Origin of the sequence: Caulobacter zeae (assembly GCF_002858925.1) — a bacterium.
GTDB classification, from domain to species: Bacteria; Pseudomonadota; Alphaproteobacteria; order Caulobacterales; family Caulobacteraceae; genus Caulobacter; species Caulobacter zeae.
Map to the genome: position 1 here is coordinate 1 of NZ_PJRS01000015.1, position 16,410 is coordinate 16,410.

Genomic DNA, 16,410 nt, shown 5'->3' on the forward strand with positions numbered 1-16,410 from the left:
CTGGCGGACGCGCCCTTGCCGGATCACGGCCTGTGACGCCTGGGACCCAACGAGCTGCGCCCGCCAGCCATCAGGCGACCGCCCGACCTACATCGCAATACACAGGGACCCAGGGGACTGGGCGCGGCGGGCGGATCAAGCGCCCAAAGCGCTCGCCGGGGCATTGCGGCCGCCCCTGGGTCCCGGCTCTTCGCTTCGCGGAGCCTGTCCTCGGGCGCGCTTCGCGCGACCCGGGGGGCCGGGATGACGATTGAAGGGAGGACGGGAAGTCGCCCCTACTTCTTACCCTTGTACGCCTTCACCGCGTCCATGGTCTTGGTCACGTGGCCCTGGAAGTTGAAGTCGCTGTAGGCCAGCAGGATCTTGCCGTCCGGCGCGATGACGTAGGAGGTGCGGTTGGACATGTTGTCCTTCAGGGGCAGCTTGACGTCGTAGTCCTTGATCAGGGCCGGGCTGGCGGCGGCCACCGCGAACTTGTCGCGGCAGTGCTCCTTCGAGAAGTCCTTGATCCGGTCGACATTGCCGCCGGTGACGCCGATCACGGTCGCGCCCAGCTTTTCGAACTCGGGCGTCGCCTCGGCGAACTCGTGGGCCTCGGCCGTGCAGCCCGAGGTATAGGCGGCCGGGAAGAAATAGAGCACCACCGGCCCCTTCTTCAGGGCCTTGCTCAGCTTGAACTCGAAGTCCTTGCCGGCCAGGGCGCCGGGGGCGGTGAAGTCGGGAGCCTTGTCACCGGGCTTCAGGGCGGCGAGAGCCGGAGCGGCGGCCAGCAGGCCGAGGGCGGCCAGCGAGGCGGCGAGGGCGAGGCGTTTCATCGTACGGGCTCCGAGAGGGATTGCGCGTTCAGCTACGGCGTGGCCCGCAATGTGGACGCACCCTTACGGAAAGCAAGTATCGGCAAAACAGCGGTCCGGCTTGCCCAGTCACCGGCTTTCCCCTAACCCTCCGCGCCCAAGACATTGAATTTTAGAGGAGCGGGCCGTCATGAGCATCGCCTTCATCTTCCCGGGACAGGGCAGCCAATCGGTCGGCATGGGCGTCGAGCTGGCGGAGGCCTTCGCGTCCGCCCGCGAGGTGTTCCAGGAAGTCGACGACGCCCTGGGCCAGAAGCTGTCCCAACTGATGCGCGAAGGTCCCGAGGGCGACCTGACCCTGACCGAGAACGCCCAGCCGGCCCTGATGGCCGTCTCGCTGGCCGTCACCCGCACGCTGGAGAAGGAATTCGGCGTCGGCATCGACCGCGCCGCCTTCGTCGCCGGTCACAGCCTGGGTGAATATTCGGCCCTGGCCGCCGCCGGCGCCATCAGCCTGGCCGACACCGCGCGCCTCCTGAAGCTGCGCGGCCAGGCCATGCAGCGCGCCGTGCCGGTGGGCGAGGGCGCGATGGCCTCGCTGATCGGTCCCAAGACCGACATCGCCCTGGCCGAGGCCGCCGCCGCCGCCGGCTCGGAAGTCGGCGTCTGCGTCGTGGCCAACGACAACAACAACGGCAACGTCGTGATCTCCGGCGCCAAGGCCGCCGTGGACAAGGCCATCGAGAAGGCCAAGGAACTGGGCGCCCGCGCCATTCCGCTGAACGTCTCGGCGCCGTTCCACTGCCCGCTGATGCAGCCGGCCGCCGACGAGATGGCCGCCGCCCTGGCCAGCGCCACGATCCTGGCCCCGCGCGCGCCCTTGGTGGCCAACGTCACCGCCGCCCCGGTCCACGACCCGGACGTCATCCGCAAGCTGCTGGTCGAGCAGGTCACCGGCCGCGTCCGCTGGCGCGAAAGCATGACCTGGCTGGCCGGCGAGGGCGGCGTCACCCGCTTCGCCGAGGCCGGCGCCGGCAAGGTGCTGTCGGGCATGGCCAAGCGCATCGCCCCGGACGCCGAGGCGACCCCGCTGAACAGCCCGGCCGACCTGGAAGCGTTCGCCCAGTCGCTCTGAAGTAGACGTCGTGGTTAGCCCTCGCCCTTCGACAAGCTCAGGGTGAGGGCTAATGTCCACGGCGGATCATTCGGGTCCTCATCCTGAGCCTGTCGAAGGACGAGGATCACGCACCCCAATCCCTCCGAACCGGAGAACTCAAATGTTCGACCTCACCGGCAAGACCGCCCTCGTCACCGGCGCCACCGGCGGCATCGGCGGCGCCATCGCCCGCGCCCTGCACGGCCAGGGCGCCCACGTCGTGCTCTCGGGCACCCGCGAATCGGCGCTGACCGAGCTGAAGAACGAGCTGGGCGAGCGCGCCTCGTTCGTCGTGGCGAATCTGTCGGACGCCGAAGCCGTCGACGGCCTGGTCGCCAAGGCCGAGGAAGCCGCAGGCAGCCCGCTCGACATCGTCATCGCCAACGCCGGCATCACCCGCGACGGCCTGATCGTGCGCATGAAGGACGAGGACTGGGACACCGTCATCAAGGTGAACCTGGAAGGCTACTTCCGCCTGGCCCGCGCCGCCGCCAAGGGCATGATGAAGCGCCGCGCCGGCCGCATCATCGGCATCACCTCGATCGTGGGCGTCACCGGTAATCCCGGCCAGACCAACTACGCGGCCTCCAAGGCCGGAATGATCGGGTTTTCCAAGGCCTTGGCCCAGGAACTGGCCAGCCGCGGCGTGACCGTCAACTGCGTCGCCCCCGGCTTCATCGCCAGCCCGATGACCGACGCCCTGAACGAGCAGCAGAAGGCCGGCATCCTGTCGACCATCCCGGCCGGCAAGCTGGGCGAAGGGAGCGATATCGCCGCTGCCTGCGTTTACCTGGCCAGCGATCAGGGCGGTTACGTCACCGGTCAGACCTTGCACGTCAACGGCGGCATGGCCATGATCTAGGCGAACGCCCGCCTTGGTCCACAACGGCCATGCTTCTTGGCGGCTGACCCGCTGGTCACCCGAAAAGGAACGTGATAGGCGGTGACCCGACATCTCACGGACGGTGAAACAGATTTCATACCGTCCGGGGGTAAACAGATTTCAAAACGAGGGACTAACAGAATGTCCGACATTCTCGAGCGCGTGCGTAAGATCGTCATCGAACACCTGGATGCCGATCCCGAGAAGGTCACCGAGAAGGCCAGCTTCATCGACGACCTGGGCGCCGACAGCCTCGACAACGTCGAGCTCGTGATGGCGTTCGAAGAAGAATTCGACATCGAAATTCCGGACGACGCCGCCGAGCACATCCAGACGGTTGGCGACGCCGTGAAGTTCATCACGGAAAAGACCGGCGCCTAAGGGCGTCGGGTTCGTACCCTTACGGGCGAACAAGACTATCAGCCGCCGCGCAGCACGGGCTATTGCCATCGTGCGCGCGGCGGTTTTCGTATGTGGCCAAGATTCGCGCCGCAACCTGGCCTAGGGCTTTCGCCTTTCGTCCAGGCCGGCGCGTCGGAAGGTTTGGGAGCAATCCATGCGTAGAGTCGTCGTCACCGGGCTGGGCCTGCTGACTCCTCTGGGCCAGGGCGTCGAAGTGTCCTGGAAGAACATCGTGGCCGGCAAGTCCGGCGCGGGTCGCATCACCGCTTTCGACCCGACCGACTACGCCTGTCAGGTCGCGTGCGAAGTGCCGCGGGTCGATGGTCGTGGCGGTGGCGGTCCGGACGTCGAAGGCTCGTTCGACCCCGACCAGACCATGAGCCCGCGCGACCAGAAGCGCGTCGACGACTTCATCCTGTACGGCATCGCCGCCGCGGACGAAGCCGTGAAGGATTCGGGCTGGGTTCCCGAGACCGATGAGCAGAAGTGGCGCACGGGCGTCATCCTCGGCTCGGGCATCGGCGGCCTGTCGAGCATCGCCGACACCGCGCTGGAACTGGAAGCCAAGGGCCCGCGTCGCGTCAGCCCGTTCTTCATCTCCTCGGCCCTGATCAACCTGATCTCGGGTCAGGTCTCGATCAAGTACGGCTTCAAGGGCCCCAACCACGCGGTCGTCACGGCCTGCGCCACGGGCGCCCACGCCATCGGCGACGCCGCGCGCCTGATCAAGTACGGCGACGCCGACGTGATGATCGCCGGCGGCGCGGAAGCGGCCGTCTGCAAGCTCGGCATCGCCGGTTTCATCGCCTGCCGCGCCGTGGCCACCGACTTCAACGACACGCCCGAGAAGGCCTCGCGTCCCTATGACAAGGATCGCGGCGGTTTCGTCATGGGTGAAGGCGCCGGCGTCCTGGTGCTCGAGGAATACGAGCACGCCAAGGCCCGTGGCGCGAAGATCTACGCCGAAGTGGTCGGCTATGGCCTGTCGGGCGACGCCTATCACATCACCGCTCCGTCGGAGAACGGCGAAGGCGGCGGTCGCGCCTTGGCGGCGGCCGTCAAGGATGCGGGCCTCCAGCCCTCGGACATCGACTACATCAACGCCCACGGCACCTCGACAATGGCCGACGGCCTGGAAGCCGGCGCCGTGGCCGCGTTCCTCGGCGATCACGCCAAGAACGTGGTGATGTCGTCGACCAAGTCGATGACCGGCCACCTGCTGGGCGCGGCCGGCGCCATCGAGTCGATCTTCTCGATCCTGGCCATCCGCGACCAGATCGCCCCGCCGACCATCAACCTCGACAATCCCGACGTCGACGTGCCGATGAACCTGGCGCCCCACAAGGCCGTGCCGATGAAGATCGACGTGGCCGTGTCCAACAGCTTCGGCTTCGGCGGCACCAACGCCTCCGTCGTGTTCCGTAAAATCTCGTGAGCCAAGTCTCGTGAGCAAGCCGCCGCGTCCGCAAAAGAAGGCCCAGGCGCCCAAGCGGGCGTCGAAGGCCCGCAAGCGGGAGACCGCCACCCTGGGACGTCGCCTGGCCGCCATGGCCGGCGGCGGCCTCGTGGTCGCCGCGGTCGCGGCTCTCGCCGTCGGCGGCGGGGCTGTCTGGCTCTACAGCGGGCCGGGCCCCAAGGCCAAGAACGGTGAATACACCTCGGTGGTGCTCCGCCGCGGCGCCAGCGTCTCGGAAATCGCCGGGGCCCTGGAAGCCGGCGGCGCCATCAACTCCTCGTCGCTGTTCCTGACCGCCGCCCAGGTCACCGGCGCGGCGCGTCGGCTGAAGGCCGGCGAATACGAATTCCCCAATCGCGCCTCGCTCTCCACCGTCCTGGCCATGGTCCGCGACGGCAAGGTCGTGCGCCACCAGGTCACCGTGCCCGAAGGCGTGACCTCGGAAATGGTCGTCGAGATCCTGCAGCGCTCGCCCGTGCTGGTCGGCGACGTGCCGACCCCGCCGGAAGGCGCCGTCCTGCCCGAGACCTACCAGGTCGAGCGCGGCGAGGAGCGGGCCGCCGTCCTGCAACGGATGATGGACGACCGCGACAAGGTGCTGAACGCCCTGTGGGAGCAGCGCCAGGCGGGCCTGCCGTTCCAGACCAAGGACGAGGCCGTCACCCTGGCCTCGATCGTCGAGAAGGAGACGGCCCTGGCCAGCGAGCGTCCGCGGGTGGCGGCGCTGTTCACCAACCGCCTGCGCTTGGGGATGCGTCTCGATACCGATCCGACGGTGATCTACGGCATCACCCGCGGCCGGCCGCTGGGCCGGGGCCTGCGCCGCTCGGAACTCGACACCGTCACGCCCTACAACACCTACAAGATTACCGGCCTGCCGCCGACGCCGATCGCCAATCCGGGCCGCGAGGCCCTGGCGGCGGTGATGAATCCGCCCAAGACCGACGAGCTCTACTTCGTCGCCGACGGCACAGGCGGCCACGTCTTCGCCAGGACCTACGAAGAGCACGAGCGTAACGTCGCCCAGTGGCGTCGCATCGAGCGTGAGGCCAAGGCTTCGGAAGCAGCAGGGAACTGACCATGGCGCTGTCGGGCATGACCGGGTTCGCGCGTGTCGAGGGCGCTCTGGGCGACTGGAGCTGGGCCGTCGAGGCGCGCAGCGTCAACGGCCGCAACCTCGAGACCCGATTCCGGGGCCCGCCGGGCCTGGAAAGCCTCGACCGCGCCGCCCGCGACGGAGCCCAGGCCCGCTTCCAGCGCGGCCAGCTGACGCTCGGCGTCCAGGCCCGCAAGGCCGAGGCCGCCGCCGCGCCTCAGGTCAATGTCGAGGTGCTGGAACGCTACCTCAAGGCCGGTTCGCCCTATGTGGCCACCGGCATGGTCGGCAAGCCCAGCCTCGACGGCCTGCTGGCCCTGCGCGGCGTCATCGAGGTCCGCGAGGACGACGAGGATCCCGAGGCCCGCGCCGCCCTCGAAGCCGCCATAGCCGCCAGCATCCACCAGGCCCTCGACGGCCTGAAGGTCGCGCGGCTGGAGGAGGGCGCTTCGCTCTCGCCCGTGCTGACGGGCCTCGTCGACCGCATCGAGACCCTCACCAGCCTCGCCGCCGCCGAGGCCGAGGGCCAGCCGGCCATCCTCAAGCAGCGCTTCGAGCGCCGCATGGCCGAACTGCTGGGCGAAAGCGCCTCGCAGGACCGCATTCTTCAGGAAGCCGCCGCCCTGGCGGTCAAGGCCGACGTCCGCGAGGAGCTCGACCGCCTGGTCGGCCACGTCGCCGCCGCCCGCACCTTGCTGGCCAGCGACGGCGCTTCGGGCCGGCGCCTGGACTTCCTCTCGCAGGAGTTCATGCGCGAGGCCAACACCCTTTGCAGCAAGTCGGCGCTGACCGCGCTGACGGCCCACGGCCTCGAGCTGAAGGCCACGATCGAACAGTTTCGCGAACAGGTTCAGAATGTCGAATAACCCGGCCGAAAAGCACGGGCGCAAGCACCGCGGCCTCCTCCTGATGGTCGTGGCCCCCTCGGGCGTGGGCAAGACCTCGCTGACCCGCCGCCTGGTGGCCGACCATGGCGACCTGCACCTGTCGATCAGCGCCACCACCCGCGAGCCGCGCCCCGGCGAGCACGACGGCCGGGACTACCACTTCGTCTCCAAGGACAAGTTCAAGGAGATGATCGAGGAGAACGCCTTCTTCGAGTGGGCCGAGGTCTACGGCAACTACTACGGCAGCCCCAAGGCCCCGATCATGGAGGCGCTGGAGGGCGGCGAGAGCGTGCTGTTCGACATCGACTTCCAGGGCGCCATGAAGGTGCACGAGCAGGCCGGTCCCGACAGCGTGCTGGTCTACATCCTGCCGCCGTCCCTGGCCGAGATGAGCCGCCGCCTGCACGCCCGCAGCCAGGACAGCGAGGAAGTCATCGCCCGCCGCCTGTCGCGTGCCAAGGACGAGGTCGCCGCCTGGGAGAAGTTCGACTACGTCGTACTCAACGACGACTTCGACAAGGCCTACGCCGACCTCGCCCACATCTACCACGCCGAACGCCAGAAACGCTCGCGCAACCCCTGGATCGGCGACCTGGTCGGCGACCTGCTGGCGGAAGATATCTGAGCAGATTCATTGCGTGATCCTCGTCCTTCGACAAGCTCAGGATGAGGATCAGGGTAGGCCTCGGCGCCGGAAAAACCTCACCCTGAGCTTGTCGAAGGGTGAGGTTTTCACCCCAATCAGTAATGAAAGCTGCCGCTCTCGCGCGGCTGGATCAGCTCGCGGGCCCGCAGCACGATCTGCACTGGCGTGAACGGCTTCATCATGTAGGTCGTCGCGCCCGCGCTCATGGCCTCGACCACGCGGTCCAGGCGCCGCTCGCCGGTCATGATCACCACCGGCACCTCGCGGCCCCAGTCGCTGACCCGCAGGCGGCGCAGCACCTCGATCCCGGTCTCGCCGGGCATGCGCACGTCCAGGAACACGATGGCCGGATGGCGGTCCTGGACGTCAGCCAGCAGCCGCTGGGCGTCTTCGGCGGTCTCCACCTCGAAACCGCCGCCTTCGAGCGCGGTCGACACGAACTCCAGCATCAGCGGGTCGTCGTCGATCACCAGGGCCAGGGGGCGCGAGGTCATGGGGAACTCCGGGGACGCGTCACAGCCAGACGCGGGACTGATTCTTGGTCGCCGCCCGCACCCGCGCCAGCAGGTCGGTGACGGAGAAGGGCTTGAGGACGTAGCCGACGGCGCCGGCCTCGACGGCCGCCTTGACGTTCGCCCCGTCGGCCGAGGCGGTTATCATGATCGCCGGCACGGCCTTCAACCGCTTTCCGGCCGCAGGCGGCGCAGCAGCGTCAGGCCGTTGATCTCAGGCATGGCGACGTCCAGCAGGAACAGGTGCGGCGGCCGGCGCAGGGCGGCGGTCAAGGCGTCCTCGGCGTTGTGGGCGACCTCCACCGCGAAGCCCTCCATCTCCAGCCGAAACCTGACGAACTCGGTCACCAGCGGGTCGTCGTCGACGACCAGGACCAGATGTTGCTGCTCAGGGGCGGGCTGCATGTGGTGAAGATTCCTCCACCCGCCGGCGAATGCAAGCCGTGGTCGAGCCTGCTCAGGCCTTCAGCAGGGCCGCGGCCAGGGCCTGGAAGCCTTCGATGGGGATCGTCTCGGCCCGCGCGTCGGGGTCGATGCCCGCCGCCTCGCACAGCGCGCCGCCGCCGATCGGCTTGAGACTGGAACGCAGCATCTTGCGGCGCTGGCCGAAGGCGGCCGCCGTCACCCGCTCCAGGGCGGAGACCAGGGCCTTGTCCGGCGCCGGTTCCAGCGGCACGAGGCGCGCTACGGCCGAGGCCACCTTGGGCGGCGGGGTGAAGGCGCGGGCCGGCAGGTCCATGACCACCTTGGCGCTGCACACCGTCTGCGACAGCACCGCCAGGCGTCCGTAGGCGTCGTCGCTGTCCTGGGCGGCGATGCGGTCGGCGACCTCCTTCTGGAACATCAGGGTCATCGACAGCGGCCGGAAGGGCCCCGTGAGCCAGTTGATCAGCAGCTGGGTGCCGACGTTGTAGGGCAGGTTGGAGACCATGTGCGCCGGGCCGCCATCCGCCAGCGCCGCCATGTCGGCCCGCAGGGCGTCGCCCTCGACCAGGGTCAGGCGGCCGTCGGCCGCGTCGGCCAACTCGCCTAGCAGCGGCAGGAAGCGGCTGTCCTTCTCGACCGCCACCACCTTGGCGCCGGTTTCCAGCAGGGCCCGCGTCAGGCCGCCGGGGCCGGGACCCACCTCGATCACCGTGTCGCCTTCACCCACCTCGGCCAGGCGCGCGATCTTGCGGGTGATGTTGAGGTCGAGCAGGAAGTGCTGGCCGAAGCTCTTGCGCGCCAGCAGGCCATGGCGCTCGAGCGCCTCACGCAGCGGCGGCAGGTCGGCGAGGGAAGGGGACGTCATCGCCTCCCTCTAGAGCCAAACGCCTCGAAAGCCTAGCCGGCTCTAGGCGTTGCGGCGCGCGGCGATGTCGGCGGCCAGGCGGATGGCGGCGATCAGGCTGTCGGGACGCGCCAGGCCTCGGCCGGCGATGTCGAAGCCGGTGCCGTGGTCGGGCGAGGTGCGCACGATCGGCAGGCCCAGGGTCACGTTCACCCCGCCCCAGAAGTCGAGCATCTTCACCGGGATCAGGGCCTGGTCGTGATACATGCACAGCACAGCATCGTAGGTCGCGCGGGCGTCGGCGTGGAACAGGCTGTCGGGGGGCGCCGGGCCGCGGGCGTCGACGCCGCGTTCGCGCAGGGCCGCGACGGCCGGGATGATCGTCTCGATTTCTTCGCGACCGAGCGCCCCGCCTTCGCCGGCGTGGGGGTTCAGCGCGGCCACGGCCAGGCGGGGCGCGGCGATGCCGAAATCGGTCTTCATGGCCTGGGCGGTGACGAGGCCCGCCTCGACGATGCGCTCGATGCTCAGCGCAGCCGGCACGCTGCCTACTGACTGGTGGATAGTCACCAGCGTGGCGCGCAGGTCGCCGGCGGTCAGCATCATCACGGGGCCCCGGGCGCCCTCGAAAGGGGCCGGCGCCGTCAGTTCGGCGAGGAATTCGGTGTGGCCGGGAAACTTGAAGCCCGCCTCGTAGAGCGGGGCCTTGGCGATCGGCGCGGTGACGAGGCCCGCCACGGCGCCGGAAAGCGCCAGGCCGACGCCCGTCTCGATCCAGCGGATGATCTGGCCGGCGTGGGCGCTGGAGGGCTTGCCGGCCACCACCGGCGACTGCAAGGGCAGGTCCAGCACCGGCAGGGCTTCGGAGAACACCTGGGCGGCCTCGACCGGACCGGTCACCGGTCGCACCTTCACCCCGCCGCCGGCGGCGGCCAGGCTCTGCAGGTCGCCGACGGCCATGAACACCGGGCCGCTCTCGCGGAGGGCGGCCCAGGCCTTGGCGATGATTTCGGGCCCGACGCCGGCGGGATCGCCGACGCTCAGGGCCAGGGTGTCTGTCTTCACCGGGTCTCGATGGTGGCGGAGTTGCGTAGGTCTCGCAGGTAACGTTTGGAGATCAGCGCAAGTTGCTGACCCTTAAGGCGATTTTCGATCTGGTCGTGCGACGGGGTTCCGCCGCCCGACTGGCGCTTGCCGCACACGGCGATCAGGTGCAGCCCGGCGTCGGTGCGGATCGGATCCGACACCTGGCCGACGCTCAGGGCGTTGGCGGCCTCTTGGAACGACGGAGCCAGGTCGCCGATCTCGGCTTCGCCGAGGTCGCCGGCGACGACGCCGTTCACCTTGCCGGCCTCGGCTTCCAGGGTCTGGCAGCTGGTCAGCTTGGGCTTCAGGCCGGCCAGCAGGGCCGTGGCGGCCTGGACGTCGGCTTCGGGGGCGTCCTTGGGCAGGCCGACGGCCACTTGCTTGAGGTCGACCAGGGTCGCCTTGGCGCCCGAGCGCTTGTCGCGCAGATAGACGATGTAGACGCCGTCCTTGACCGCGATCGGGGCCGACAGCTGGCCGGGGCGCAGCTGTTCGAGCGCGGCGTCGACCTCGGCCGGCATTTCGCCCGGGCTCACCCAGCCGGCGTCGCCGCCGTTGGCGGCCGTCGAGGCGGCCGAGAACTGACGGGCCACGGCCGCGAACGGCGCACCCTGCTGCATCTGCGTCACCAGCTGGCGAGCGCCGTTCAGCGCCACTTCCGAGCCGCCGACACGCACGGCGTCGATGAACACTTCGCTGACCTGGTACTGCGGCTTGCTGGCCGAATCGGCCAGGCGGCGCTCGAAGGCCTTGATCTGGTCTTCACCGATCCGCAGGCGCGAGCCGTAGCGGCCGCTGATCCAGTTCTGCCAGCTGCTTTCGGCGCGAATCTGGGCGCGCCAGGTGTCGGCGCTGACGCCCTGGGCGGCGAGGCTGGCCAGCAGCTGCTCGCCGGTCATCTTGTTGCCCTGGGCGATGCTGGCGATCTCTTCGTCGACCTCCTTCTCGGTCGAGATGATCGTGATCTTCTGTTCGCGCTCGACGCGACGCAGCTCCTGCATCTGCACGTGCTCGTCGATCAGCGAGCGCAGGGCTTCCTGTTCCAGCTGGGGCAGGTTTTCCTGGGTCGGCTGCAGGCCCGAGGTCACCATCAGCAGGCGCATGCGCTGCATCAGGTCGTAGGACGAGATGATGTCGTCGTTGACCACGGCAGCGACGCTTTCCGACAGCGGATTGGCGCGAGGCTCGGCGGCGGCCGCCGGCGGGGCGTCGACCAGCGGCGCGGCCTGTCGGGCCTGGGCGGGAAGGCCCGCCACGGTCAGGGCGAGGATGGACGCGGCGCTGGCCGCAAAAGTCGTCACGCTACGCGCAGACCGCATGGGTAGTGTCGTTCCTCTGGAGCCCGGCTTGGCCGGCCGGTCTCGATTTCAATGTCTTTGACGCGAAGAGCTTCGGGCAGGCCTTCGGCGGTCGCGTCTGGTTGCGCCGCGGGGACGCGTGCGGACGCCCGCACGTCCCCCCGGACGTAGGATTGCTTAGTCGCTGTACCCTGTATCACCCAATGTGGCGAGCGTTAGGCGCACGACGACCGAACGGTCAGGCTGGAGCCTGAGACCGCTCACCGTCGAGCTATAGCGGTCTTCCTGTTGGTAGATGATGTCGATGCGGATGCAATCGTCCGTATAGGCCACGCCCAGGTCGCGGCGACGCCAGGTTTCGGCCACCAGGTCCAGCTGGCCGAAGGCCGTCAGGGCCCACTTCTTGGTCAGTTGCAGCTGTCCGCGGGTTTCGAAGTTCTCCTGCCGCTCGCCGTTGGAGTCGACATTGTCCTTCAGGTAGCGGAACGAGCCCTGGATCCGCGAGGTGTAGGCGTCGGCGCCGGTTTCCAGGCGATTGATCTTGGTGGTGTCGGAGTCGAGACGCGTGCGGACATAGGCGCTGATGCCCCGCACCGGGGTGACGGTGGCCGCCACGATCCAGTCGGACGACTTGTCCCGCAGGCCCGTGCGGTCGGGCAGAAGGGGATCGTACTCGGTGCGGAAGCTGCGGCCGACCAGCACGCTGCCGCCGCGTCCGTCGGCCGTGTTGAAGGTAGCCCTGCCGCCGACGTTCATGCGGGTGCCGCCCTCGTAGAGGTCGAAGCCCGGCGACTTGTTGGTGCGGAACAGGTTGGTCTCGTCGAACTCGAAGGCCGAGCTGTCCTCGTTGTAGAGGTAGGTCGTGGCGCCGTTGCGGGCGACGACCACGGGCACGCTGGAGCTGTCCGAACCGGTGGCGATCTGCACCAGCGGTTCGAGGACGACGCTGCCGCCCTTCTTGAGGCCCTTGTACAGCGGCAGGCTCAGGTCGACCCCGGCCACGCCCATGGTGCGTGAGTAATTGACCTCGGCGTCGTCGCCGGCCGCCAGGGCCTCGGTCGTCAGGTAGACGCCCTTGATCTTGTAGGCGTCGCCGCGAACCTGGGCGAAGGGCTGGATGCGCAGGCCAGGTCCGACGACGGCGCTGGCGCGCCAGTCGGCCTGGGCGCTGGCCCGCGCGCTGTCGGCGCCGTCCTGGCCGCGATAGGCCGGCAGGCCGTAGGGCGACTCGCCGAACTGCGATTCCGAGCGATTGAGCAGCACGCCCGAGCCCTGCAGCCGCAGGCGGCCGAACAGCACCGGGGATTCGGGCTCCCAGCGGCCTTCCACCAGCGGGCCGATCAGCGGGAAAGCGCCGCTGTTCTCGAACTTGTTGCCCAGGCCAGTCGTGGAGTCGGTGCCGACCACGCGCAGGCCCTGCACCGAGACGGCCGAGATCGACAGCCATGAGCGGTCGTCCTGCCGCGACGCATAGATCTGCGACGTCAGGCGGTGATCCTCGCTCGTGAACAGGCCTCGCTGCTCATAGACGTCGTTGATGTCGTACTTGTCGAAGATCAGGGCGTCCGAAGCGCGCTCGGCGCTGAAGCCCCACTTCCACTTGTCGTCGATGTCGAACGCGCCCTTGGCCAGGATGTAGCTGCGCGTCGTGGCGTCGCCGAAGCGATTGCCGCGGTTGTCGAACTCCTTCTCGTACGTCGCCCCCATGCGCGCCTCGAGCATCCCCGAGTAGAAGCGCTTGCGGTAGTTGACGTTCAGGAAGGGGTTCACCTTCGTGTTGATCTGCGGGCTGATGATCACGTCCTGCGAGGGCGAGATCACCTGCAGGTAGGGCTGCTGGTAGGACAGGCCGCGGCGTTGCGACAGGCCCACCTTTGGCGTCAGGAAGCCAGAGCTGCGCGGCGCCTGCGGGTCGGGGTGCCAAAACAGCGGCAGGTACAGCAGCGGCGCGCCCCACAGGCGAAGCTTGGCGCCGTGATAGTAGACGATCTGACGGTTCTTATCCTGGACCACCTTGTCGGCCTCGATCGACCAGGTCGGGGTGGGCTTTTCGGCGCAGACGTCGCAGGGCGTGTAGATCGCCTGGTTGAGCTCGGTGACCTGTTCGTTGCGACGGATCGCGGTGGCGGCCGCTATCTTCACGTTCTGGTCCATGCGCGTGGAGAAGTTGCGCGCGAAGCCGGCGCGCATGTCCTTGTCCAGCGTCAGGTCGTCGGCGAACTGGGCCGTTCCATCGGCGTTGATCATCGAAACCTTGCCGTGGGCGGTCACCACGCCGGTCTTGGTGTCGTAGATCACTTCCTGGGCGCGCAGGGTGCGGCCCTGGTAGCGGACCTCGACCGAGCCGCGCGCCGTCATGGTCTGGGACGCGTCGTCGCGGATCAGCAGGTCGGATTCGAGATAGTAGCCCTGGTCGCCCAGGCCATCGTCGGGCGCCGCCGGCTTGGCCGGGACTTCCGGAATCGTGGCGAGCGGCTGCTGGGCCTGGGCGACGCCGTTTGCGGCGGCCACGGCCAGCCAGGCGACGCCGGCCATCAGCAGCTTGCGAACAGCCGCGCCCGGCGCTGGGCTTATATCGATCATCAGGGGCCTCGATGCCGGCGTCACAGACTCAACCATCCTCGGTATAGCAAAGCAGGGTCAGCCCCGCCAAAAGCGCCGCGACCGGAGGGGTCCAGGCGGCCAGGATCGGCCCCAGGACGTCGGCCTTGCCGAGCGCGCCGCACAGTTCGTTGAAGAAGAAGAAGCCAAAGCCGAGCGCAACGCCAGAGCCGGCGAGGGCCGCGAGGCCCCCCAGTCGCATCAGGCGCAGCGAGAAGGCCGCGGCCAGGATCGACATGGCCGCGAAAAGCAGCGGCGTGGCCAGCATCTGCTGCAGGCGCATCTTGAACGGCGTCGCCGAGAAGCCGGCCGCTTCGGTGCGGGTGATCGTCTCGGGCAGGCGCCAGAAGGCCACGGCCTGCGGGTTCTTGAAGCGATCGGCCGCGGTGCGCTCGTCCAGGTCCGACGGCACCGAGGCGCTTTCCGAGCGCAGGGCGCCGGCCCCGGGCGTGGCCTCGCTGACGCCGGTCAGGCGCCAGAAACCGGGCTCCAGTCGGGCTTCGGCCGCCTCATAGCGGCGGGTGAACACCAGGCTGCCGTCCGGCTTGACGTCGTAGACGAAGAACGAGACCCCGCGCAGGCGCACCGCGCCGTCGACCATGTCGCGCATGCGGGCTCGAATGACGATCTGGCGCTTGTCGTCGCCCTGGCGCAGCCAGGCGCCCTTGGGGGCGTTCTTCAGGTAGCCGGCCAGCAGGGCGTCGCGCTCGGTCTCGAACCGCGCGCTCATCGCCGAGGTCAGCGGGTTCAGCAGGGTGACGGTGACCACGCCCATGGCGAAGGCCGCGAAGGCCGCCGGCAAAATAAAGCGCCAGGCCGAGACGCCGGCCGCTCGCATGGCGATCAGCTCGCTGCGGCGGTTGAGGCCGACGAACGCGCCGAGGGTGCCGAACAGGAAGATGAACGGCGTCAGGGTCAGCAGGGTGGCCGGGGCCTGCAGCACGGTCAGGTACAGCAGCTGGCCAAAGCCCGCGTCTTCCGAACGCGTGCCGACGTTGCGGGTGATGTCGACGAAGGCGATCAGCATCACCAGCGCGCCCAGCACCGCCAGGGCCGCGCCCAGCGAGGCCAGCGTCTTGCGCAGCACGTAGCGCTCGAGCATGCCGATGCCGATCACGACACGCCTCCCAGCGGCTGCAGGCCGCCCCTCGTGCTGATCGGGACGTAGCGCTGGACCTTCTGGCGGAAGATCTGCGCCAGGCCCCACCAGGTGGCGGCGATCGGCACGGCGTATTGCAGGATGTTCAGCCAGGCCTGGTCGTCGCAGGCGGCCTGGACGCCGAAGCCCAGGATCCGCACCACGGCGGCCGCGGCGCCGACGGCTGCGATGCGCTTGCCATAGCCCATGCGGCTGAATGAGCCGCCGATCACGGCGGCCAGGGCCATGGCCATCATGGCGATGTTGTAGAGCGGACTGGCCAGCCGCGAATGGCCCTCGGCCAGCATCTTCACCCGGTTATGCTGCTCCCAGTCCTGGGTCATGTCCGGGAAGAACAGCTCGTGCGGATAGCGGTCGGCGATCTTGTAGTGCAGCAGCTCGTCGCTCTGGAACAGGGTCGACAGGTCGAAGACGTATTCCTCGAACGACAGGTAGTTCAGCACGCCGGCGCTGGAGAACTCCTGGTTCGAGCCCTTGCGCATGATCAGCACCGGCAGGTCGTTGCGCTTGGCGATCACGCCTTCGCGCGCCGTATAGGTGACCGAGCCGCCGTTGGGCTTTTCCTGGTGGATGAAGAGGTTCTTGATCAGGTTGTCGCGGTCGATGGTCTGGGCGTAGACCGTCAGGCCGGGGCCGGGTTCGGTGAACTCACCGGGCCGAACCAGGGTCGACGCCAGGTCCGTCTTCATGTCGAAGGCCGTTTCGCGGATCAGCCGCGCCGACCAAGGCTGCGCCCAAAGGCCCAGGGCCAGAGAGATCAGCGCCGCGAACACCGACAGCCGCATGGCCGGCGAGATGACACGCCAGCGGCTCATGCCGCCGGCGAAGCAGACGACGATCTCCTGCTCGGTGTGCAGGCGGTTCAGCGCCACAAGGGCGGCCACGAACAGAGCGATCGGCATGATGATGTTCAGGAGCTGCGGCAGGGCCAGCAGGATCATCTTGGCGAAGATCAGCGCCGTCTGGCGCTGCTCGACCAGGATGTCGAATTCCGAAAGGCTGCGCGCCAGCAGCGCCAGCGCCGCCAGGGCCGCGGTGGCCAGGATGGTCGGCCCGACCAGCTGTCGGAAGAGATAGCGTTCGATCAGGCGCATGCAGGGGGTGATTTCGGGGGCTTCACGGATTCGCGCGGCGAACCCCGGCGTTGGCGTGTTCTACACGTCT

17 protein-coding genes and 2 pseudogenes are annotated in these 16,410 nt (G+C 68.6%); 9 read left to right on the forward strand and 10 right to left on the reverse strand.

Going from position 1 to position 16,410, the window contains the following annotated elements; genetic code table 11:
- Positions 1-275: 275 nt before the first annotated feature.
- Complete coding sequence (locus tag SGCZBJ_RS07335; RefSeq protein WP_101717378.1) at positions 276-815, reverse strand: peroxiredoxin; 540 nt, start codon at positions 813-815, stop codon at positions 276-278.
- 169 nt (positions 816-984) lie between these two features.
- On the opposite strand from SGCZBJ_RS07335, the gene fabD reads away from it, so the two are divergent.
- The 9 genes and pseudogenes from fabD to SGCZBJ_RS26485 form a co-directional block, all read left to right on the forward strand.
- Positions 985-1,929 (forward strand): ACP S-malonyltransferase, encoded by a 945-nt coding sequence (gene fabD / locus SGCZBJ_RS07340; RefSeq protein WP_101717379.1) that lies wholly within the window; start codon positions 985-987, stop codon positions 1,927-1,929.
- Positions 1,930-1,947: 18 nt separating this feature from the next.
- Positions 1,948-2,036, forward strand: a pseudogene (locus SGCZBJ_RS26480) (hypothetical protein); the annotation flags it as partial.
- A gap of 35 nt (positions 2,037-2,071) precedes the next feature.
- Positions 2,072-2,812, forward strand: coding sequence for a 3-oxoacyl-[acyl-carrier-protein] reductase (gene fabG, locus SGCZBJ_RS07345; RefSeq protein ID WP_101717380.1), 741 nt, complete (start codon positions 2,072-2,074; stop codon positions 2,810-2,812).
- A gap of 162 nt (positions 2,813-2,974) precedes the next feature.
- The gene (locus SGCZBJ_RS07350; RefSeq protein WP_007672577.1) at positions 2,975-3,214 is read left to right on the forward strand and encodes an acyl carrier protein; all 240 of its coding nucleotides are present in this window, start codon (positions 2,975-2,977) and stop codon (positions 3,212-3,214) included.
- A gap of 175 nt (positions 3,215-3,389) precedes the next feature.
- Positions 3,390-4,670 carry a beta-ketoacyl-ACP synthase II gene (gene fabF, locus SGCZBJ_RS07355; protein WP_101717381.1) on the forward strand — a complete coding sequence of 427 codons (1,281 nt, stop codon included), beginning with the start codon at positions 3,390-3,392 and terminating at the stop codon, positions 4,668-4,670.
- Positions 4,671-4,680: 10 nt separating this feature from the next.
- The gene (gene mltG, locus SGCZBJ_RS07360; RefSeq protein ID WP_420808151.1) at positions 4,681-5,769 is read left to right on the forward strand and encodes an endolytic transglycosylase MltG; all 1,089 of its coding nucleotides are present in this window, start codon (positions 4,681-4,683) and stop codon (positions 5,767-5,769) included.
- 2 nt (positions 5,770-5,771) lie between these two features.
- Positions 5,772-6,653 (forward strand): YicC/YloC family endoribonuclease, encoded by an 882-nt coding sequence (locus tag SGCZBJ_RS07365; protein ID WP_101717382.1) that lies wholly within the window; start codon positions 5,772-5,774, stop codon positions 6,651-6,653.
- Entirely contained in the window at positions 6,643-7,299 is a 657-nt protein-coding gene (gene gmk / locus SGCZBJ_RS07370) for a guanylate kinase (RefSeq protein WP_101717383.1), read from the forward strand. Before SGCZBJ_RS07365 ends, gmk begins: the two co-directional genes overlap by 11 nt.
- Positions 7,292-7,398 (forward strand): annotated as a pseudogene (locus SGCZBJ_RS26485) (hypothetical protein); the annotation flags it as partial. The gene gmk and the pseudogene SGCZBJ_RS26485, both read left to right, overlap by 8 nt.
- A gap of 17 nt (positions 7,399-7,415) precedes the next feature.
- Here SGCZBJ_RS26485 and SGCZBJ_RS07375 read toward each other — a convergent pair.
- The 9 genes from SGCZBJ_RS07375 to lptF form a co-directional block, all read right to left on the reverse strand.
- Positions 7,416-7,814 carry a response regulator gene (locus tag SGCZBJ_RS07375; protein ID WP_101717384.1) on the reverse strand — a complete coding sequence of 133 codons (399 nt, stop codon included), beginning with the start codon at positions 7,812-7,814 and terminating at the stop codon, positions 7,416-7,418.
- 19 nt (positions 7,815-7,833) lie between these two features.
- Positions 7,834-7,992 carry a response regulator gene (locus SGCZBJ_RS26350; protein WP_165799269.1) on the reverse strand — a complete coding sequence of 53 codons (159 nt, stop codon included), beginning with the start codon at positions 7,990-7,992 and terminating at the stop codon, positions 7,834-7,836.
- A 5-nt stretch (positions 7,993-7,997) separates the two neighbouring features.
- Positions 7,998-8,237: a response regulator gene (locus SGCZBJ_RS26355; protein ID WP_101717386.1), complete on the reverse strand. Its 240-nt coding sequence runs from the start codon at positions 8,235-8,237 to the stop codon at positions 7,998-8,000.
- A 52-nt stretch (positions 8,238-8,289) separates the two neighbouring features.
- Complete coding sequence (rsmA, locus tag SGCZBJ_RS07390) at positions 8,290-9,123, reverse strand: 16S rRNA (adenine(1518)-N(6)/adenine(1519)-N(6))-dimethyltransferase RsmA (RefSeq protein ID WP_101717387.1); 834 nt, start codon at positions 9,121-9,123, stop codon at positions 8,290-8,292.
- Positions 9,124-9,165: 42 nt separating this feature from the next.
- Positions 9,166-10,167, reverse strand: a complete 1,002-nt coding sequence (gene pdxA / locus SGCZBJ_RS07395) for a 4-hydroxythreonine-4-phosphate dehydrogenase PdxA (RefSeq protein ID WP_101717388.1) — start codon at positions 10,165-10,167, stop codon at positions 9,166-9,168.
- Positions 10,164-11,507 (reverse strand): peptidylprolyl isomerase, encoded by a 1,344-nt coding sequence (locus SGCZBJ_RS07400; RefSeq protein ID WP_101717389.1) that lies wholly within the window; start codon positions 11,505-11,507, stop codon positions 10,164-10,166. The genes pdxA and SGCZBJ_RS07400 overlap by 4 nt, the downstream gene beginning before the upstream one ends.
- Before the next feature lie 156 nt (positions 11,508-11,663).
- Positions 11,664-14,069: an LPS-assembly protein LptD gene (locus tag SGCZBJ_RS07405; RefSeq protein ID WP_240621447.1), complete on the reverse strand. Its 2,406-nt coding sequence runs from the start codon at positions 14,067-14,069 to the stop codon at positions 11,664-11,666.
- A 28-nt stretch (positions 14,070-14,097) separates the two neighbouring features.
- On the reverse strand, positions 14,098-15,189 hold the full coding sequence (lptG, locus tag SGCZBJ_RS07410; RefSeq protein WP_420808152.1) for an LPS export ABC transporter permease LptG: 1,092 nt from the start codon (positions 15,187-15,189) through the stop codon (positions 14,098-14,100).
- A gap of 11 nt (positions 15,190-15,200) precedes the next feature.
- A complete protein-coding gene (gene lptF / locus SGCZBJ_RS07415) occupies positions 15,201-16,340 on the reverse strand; it encodes an LPS export ABC transporter permease LptF (RefSeq protein ID WP_101717392.1) in 1,140 nt (379 codons plus the stop codon).
- Positions 16,341-16,410 lie beyond the last annotated feature (70 nt).